The 6044-nt window shown below is 68.2% G+C and carries 5 protein-coding genes; all 5 read right to left on the bottom strand.

The features are described from left to right. A partial coding sequence (locus tag VF106_RS34640) for an early set domain-containing protein (protein ID WP_524535864.1) occupies positions 1-313 on the bottom strand: 313 nt, incomplete at its 3' end. Continuing rightward, the gene (locus VF106_RS34645) at positions 288-617 is read right to left on the bottom strand and encodes an STAS domain-containing protein (RefSeq protein ID WP_330844154.1); all 330 of its coding nucleotides are present in this window, start codon (positions 615-617) and stop codon (positions 288-290) included. The genes VF106_RS34645 and VF106_RS34640, both read right to left, overlap by 26 nt. A 77-nt stretch (positions 618-694) precedes the next feature. Next, a complete protein-coding gene (locus tag VF106_RS34650; protein WP_330844155.1) occupies positions 695-2515 on the bottom strand; it encodes an AGE family epimerase/isomerase in 1821 nt (606 codons plus the stop codon). Positions 2516-2560: 45 nt separating this feature from the next. Then, complete coding sequence (locus VF106_RS34655; RefSeq protein WP_330844156.1) at positions 2561-3175, bottom strand: DJ-1/PfpI family protein; 615 nt, start codon at positions 3173-3175, stop codon at positions 2561-2563. Between the two features lie 250 nt (positions 3176-3425). Further along, positions 3426-5708: a bactofilin family protein gene (locus tag VF106_RS34660; protein WP_330844157.1), complete on the bottom strand. Its 2283-nt coding sequence runs from the start codon at positions 5706-5708 to the stop codon at positions 3426-3428. Positions 5709-6044: the final 336 nt, after the last annotated feature.

The following is a 6044-nucleotide window of genomic DNA, read 5'->3' on the forward strand; positions in this document are numbered from 1 at the left end:
GGGCTTCCGGGCCCTGGGCCCGGAAACCGTACTCGATGTCCTCATAGGACAGGCCGAACACCGTGATCGACCACACCCGCCCGATCCGGAAGTCGTCCGGGATCGGGATCTCCGCCATCGGCTCGTTCTCCCCGATGCGGAACAGCACGACCGACACGGCACTCGCGCGGCCGGAGAAGATCGCGAAGTTCACCCCACCCGGCACCAGCGTCGCGCCCAGCGGTGCGGTTCGCCCGGCCCGCACACCGAATCCGGCGATGGTGCGCGTGGGAAACGAGTCGATTCGGTCACGAACCAGATGTGGCGTGCTCACGTTCCTCGCTCCCTTCCGTTCGGGCCCGCACGGCGGCCACACCGTCGGTCACCGTCTCGGCCACCACGAAGAAGTGGAGGAAGCCGGTCGCTTCGAGGACGTTGTGCACCTCCGGCGACAGACCGACGACCGCGACAGCGCAGCCGATGGCCTGCGCTTGCCGGTAGATCAGCAGCATCGCGCGCAGGCTGGCACTGGACACACTGGACACCCCGGAGAAGTCGACCACGATGCGGGTCGTGCTGGGGGAGCAGCTCCGTGATCCGGTCCCGGACCGCGTCCAAGTAGTGACCGTCCAGCGCACCGGACAAGGCGACCACGGCGACGTCGTCGACCATTCGCTTACTGATGTCCATTTTCGGCTCCTGTCTCGCGGTTGGCTCAGTCCGCCGGGACGATCAGTGCCCGAACGGTCAGCCGCTCCGAGGAGTCCGGGAGCTCGATGGTGAGCGCGTGGGGGTCGAAGACCTCGTAGGGTTTGCCGTCGATCTCGACTTCCTCGAGCCTGATCCGGCCGTACGGCAGCAGGTCCGGCGCCACCCGCAGCGTGCGGTCGGCACTGGGCAGCGGCTTGAACCACAAAGGCAACGGCTGTTTGGTGATCAGCAGGTTGTAGTAGACCGCGGCGAGGTAGCACAGCTCGACGGAGTGGTACATGCTCATCGAGTGGCTGCCCTTCAGCCGCTCGGTGCCGAGCAGGTACGGAAGACCGTTGGCCAGCACGTTGAAGTACACGCCGCCCTCGTCGTGGTCGAGGAAGAAGGCGTTGTAGAAGCTCGCCGACTCCCGCGCGTGGCGCAGGAACTCGGCGTCGCCCTGCTCGCCGGCCAGGATCAGGTAGGCCAGGATCGCCTGTTCCTGCTGCCACCAGGCCTTGCGGTCGTGCCAGGCGAAACGGTAGGTCTGCTCGCCGGGCCTGAGGACCCGCTCGACCACGTCGTACCAGCCGCCGCGCTGCCGGTCACTGCCGACATCCGGCATGATCCTGCCGATGTGCTCGGCGAGTTCCACGTAGGCCTTCTTGGGTCGCAGGGCGTGCATCCGCATCAGGTTCCACGCGATCTTCAGGTTGTGCCCGACCACCGCGCGGTTCTGTTGCCAGCTGTGCTCGAGGTCGTGCGACCAGTCACGGAAGAACCGCTCGTTGACGAACGGGCTGTACTCGTAGTCGGGGAAGTGCTCGGTGATCGTGTCGAACGTGCGCTCGAGCATGTCGGCGTGCCGCTCATCGCCGGTGGCCAGGTACAGGTTCACCAGGTAGGCGGGGGCGTGGTCGCCGACGGAGTTCCAGTTCTTGCGGGACGCGTTGTACCCAAGGGACTCGTGGTGTGGGCTGAGCAGGATCGGGTCCAGGTGGGAGAAGTAGCCGCCCTGCTCGTGGTCCCGGAAGAACTTCTCGAACAGCCGCAGCGTCGCCTCGGTGTCGGAGATGACACGCCTGTCCCCGGTGACCCGGAACGTCTGGATGGGGCCGGCGAGCGCGTAGATCTGCTCGTACATCGGGATGGTGTCGTAGTCGTCGGAGAAATCCGAGCTGAGCAGCTTCTGTTCGGTCGCGCCGGTCACCTTGACGCCGTGGTACCAGTAGACGACATCGTTGTCGCGGTCCACGAACCGCATGTGGTCGCGCAGGTAGTCGGTGCCCTTCTCGGCGACCTCGAGGTACTCGTCCTTGCCGGTCAGCATGTAGGCCGACGCCATGCCGTAGACCATTCGGGAGATCGTGTCCGTCTCCTGGACGTGGCTGTCTGTCTTGGAACCGCCCAGGTGCAGCTCGGTGCGGTACTCGCGGTAGTCGACCGGGCCGTTCCCGAACTGTGAGCGCCGGTAGAACATGGCGAGCTGGTCGATCTGGCGCGTCCACCAGCCGGGGTCCTCGAAGCTGTAGTCCCCGGGGCCGCGGCCGAACAGCTGTACGTGCTTCGCCACGTACCGTGGGTCCCCATCGGACGTGGGGTAGAAGATGCCGTAGACGATGATGTAGCGGCCCGGCACCAGCAGGCCGTCGAGGTGCCCGCTCGCGTCGGCGTAGGGCTCGCCGAGGTTGCGCAGCAGTTCCCCGACGGTGGTCTCGTCGAGCTCGACCGTGAACCGCCGCTTGTCGCTGGTCTCCAGTTCGACGGCGCGGGTGCCAGCGTCGAAACCGACCACGTATCCGGCGATGGTGTCGGCCCAGGTGAAGGCGAGGTTGTTGTTCGCCATGGTCGTTCCTCCGTCAGTCCTCGTCGCGGCAGTTCAGTGCGAGGGTCATCGGCGACCACCCCTGCGTTCGAGCAGGGTGTCGATGATCGCGCGGGCGAACAGGTGCGCGTGCATCCCGGTGCGCCCGGTGATGAGATCGGCGCCGTCGTGCACCACGTCCTGGTCGACGTACTCGGCGCCCATGTTGCGCGCGTCGCCGATCAGGTTGTTGTGCACCACGACCTTGCGCCCGCGCACCAACTCCGGGGCCGGCGCCACCAGCCACAGGCCGTGGCAGATGATTCCTTTGAGGACGGACGGTTCGTCGAACGCCCGCCGGAGGAACTCGGTGGCCGGCGGCGTCCTGGTGACATCCTCGGTGTAGCGCAACCGGTCGGACACCATGCCGGACGGGACGATCAGCACGTCGTAGGAACGCAGTTCGTCGTCGTCGATGTTCTCGAAGGTCTCGGTGGCGACGAAGGGGATCTTCCACTCGTGCCCGGTGAAGGTGAGCTGGTCCTGACCCCACAGCCTGGTCAGGAAGTGCACCTCGGCACCTTCTTCGGCGAACCGGCGCTGGTAGTAGAAGATCTCGGGTTCGAAGTAGTCGCTCTCGATCAGGATGCCGATCTTCGCGCCGGCCAGTGCTCCGTCCGCGCGTACGGCGAGCTCAGCCATCCGATTCCCTCCTTGATCTACTGGTCCCCGGCTCGATCGTTCCGGCTGTGGCCTTCCATCACCATCGCGATCGTGTATAGTGCACCGCCCCGCGTAGGCGCTCCCGGCTTCCGGGGTCAACGGAAGGACGTCGGCGAGGCGGGCCTGGACGGTGGGCGCGGTCCGAGGATGTCGTCGACTCGTCCGAGTGATGTCATGGCCGGGTTGTCACGTACCGCAGTCTGCGGACGCATCGTGAAGGAGAGCAGATCTACACGCTGCGGGCCAGGCGGGCGAACGAGAACACCAGTACCGACGACAGGACCCACCCGAGCAGGGTGGCGATGTTCAGGAACCACATCAGGAACTCGCCGCTCGGCGTGTGGGTGTCGGGATACCAGGTGGCGCGCTGGCCCAGCGACACCAGTGGCACGACCGTGTCGATCGCGTAGAAGAACGGGTTGAAGCACCGCACCTGCCCGTCGCCGCACGGGTCGGGGGCCGGGCGGGCCGGGGTGTCCGTGCTGTAGTCGCCCACCCGGTCCGGCAATGTGCCCGGCGCGGCCGGACCCACCGGGTTCACCGTCACGAGCCGGCCCGTCGGGGTGTACACGTTGCCGCGCGGGTCGGTCGCACGCAGGGTCGCCGCGCCGCTGGGCACCAGCATGAGCACGAAAACCGCCACCAGCAGTGCTACCAGCGGCCAGCCCGCGCGGCCCGGCCGGTAGCCGTAACCGAACAGGCTGTACAGCCGGTCCATGAGCGCCCACAGCCGGATGCGAGGGCTCGCGCCCGCCTGCCGTGTCGCCGCGTGGCGCGCGTGCCTGCGCTGGCTGATCAGCACCTCCTCGGCGGCCGCCAGGTGACCGTGCTCGCGGAACACCCGCGCAGCGTGCTCGTACGGGCCCGCCTCGAACGAGCTTTGCCTCGCCAACCAGGCGATCCGCGGGCCCGCGTCCCAGTTCGGCGGGCTCGCCGACGTGAGCGGGCCGAACCGCTCGTACGTGAAGCCCCGGATGAGGAACTCCGCGGGCCACGTGTCCGGGTCGTCGGCGAGCGTTGTGGTCTGGGCGCCGGTCAGGTTGACGCTGGGAGAGACCTCGGCCCACCCGAGGTACATGCCGCCACGCGACACGAGGCCCTCGGCCTCGATGGCGTGGCCGTCTCGGTCCGTGAAGGTGCCGCCGCGCAGGTCGAGCCGGCCGCCGATGGTCGTCCGGGACAGCCGCACCTCGCCGTCGGAGGAGAACCCGGCGTCCAGCCGCACCGAACCGTTGATCGTCGCGTTGTGCAGGTACAGCGTGAAGCGTTCCGGGTTGAACAGTGTCGCGGCCTCGAGGTCCAGGTTGTTGCCGAGTTCCGCACCACGCAGGTCCAGGTGTCCCCCCTCGGCGTGGAGCCGCTGTGCCTCCACGTCACCGAGCACCCGCGCACTCCGCGCCGACAGCAGCGGCCCTTCACCCGGCTCAGACAGATGTACCCCGCGCAGCAGCAGGTTCCCGCCGACCGAGGCGCCATCCAGTGTGATCGTCCCGCGCACGGTCACGCCGTCCGCCAGCTCCACCGAGGACCGCAGGTCCGCGTTGCGCAGGTCCAGTGCGACTCCGCCGCCAGCGTCGAGCACGCACTCCGGCGTGAAGTGCACGAACCCGAACTCGCCGAGCGAGAGATCGACGCCGCCGCGCACGCGGCACGCCCCCTCGAAGCTGAGGTCGCCGTTGACGGCGGCCCTCGGTGCGCTGATGGCCGTGCCGCCGCTGCGGCTGCTCGCGTACGGACCGGTCAGCGGCGCGGTGCCGCCGAGCTCCGCGTCCCGCACGATCATCTGCCCGGCGATCCGTGCGGCGCGCATGTCGATCCGGCCCTCGATCGCGGGCTTGCGGTGCGTCGCGTCGTCGATGAGGAACAGGCTGCCGCCGAGGATCAGGTCGGCCAGGTCCAGCGCGACGCCGTCGGGGCGGCTGATCCGCGCGCCTGACATGTCGAGCGAGCCGTCGATGTGCGCGCCGATCAGCCGGACCTCGCCGCCTGCCTCGAACCCGTTGATCAGCCGCACCGCGCCCGCGACCCGCAGCCGGTCGGCGTGGATCGCGCGGACCCCGTCCGGCCTGATCCGGGTGCCGACGCACAGCAGCCGACCGCCGATCTCAGCTTCACACAGCCAGAGCGCGGACTGTTTCGACGTGCTCGCCGGTGTCCACAACGCACCCGCGATCGTCGACCGCGACAGGTCGAGGTCGCGGGTCACGCGCAACCCGTTCGCCTGGAGCCCAGCGGGCAGCTCGCACCGCAACAGCGCCAGCTCGTGCAGCCGCGCGCCATCGAACAGGGGCGATTCGGAAAACTCGCACGACTCGAACCGCAGCGGGAACGGGACGTCCATGCCACTGAGGTCGAGCCGGCCCGCGATCTTCGCGTTCTGGATCATCAGCCCGCGCGGGTCGACACGCTCCGGCGCCCGGCACAGCTCCCGGAGGTGCGCCGCGTCGATCGTCCGGTGCCGGAAGTCGCCCCACGTGCCTGTTCGCGCCGCTCGTAGCAGCGTCCGCCTCATGCCACCCCCGTCCTCGCGCCGGAAACTGGATCTTCGCATTCTTCCGGCACTGGTGGGACGGGTCAGCGGCGCGGGATCTGTGCGATCGGCAGGAGGCCCGGCGCGACCCAGGCGACCGTCGTTCCAGATAGGCTCAAGCGAGAGGACCTGCGGAAACGCAGTTCAGGGGACCCCGGTGAAACCGGGGTTTTGGGCCCGTGTAACTTTATCTCTGCCAGCGCGGAACGGGCCGGAAAGCCGGACCGGAGTGTTGGTGGGGGTCGCGAACCAAGCTCTCACCGGTGGTGATAGAGTGGGCGGCCTGTAGGATCAAGCCCCTGGATGATGACTACTTGT

Source organism: Actinophytocola sp. (genome assembly GCF_036378875.1).
In the GTDB taxonomy this organism is placed as follows: Bacteria; Actinomycetota; Actinomycetes; order Mycobacteriales; family Pseudonocardiaceae; genus Actinophytocola.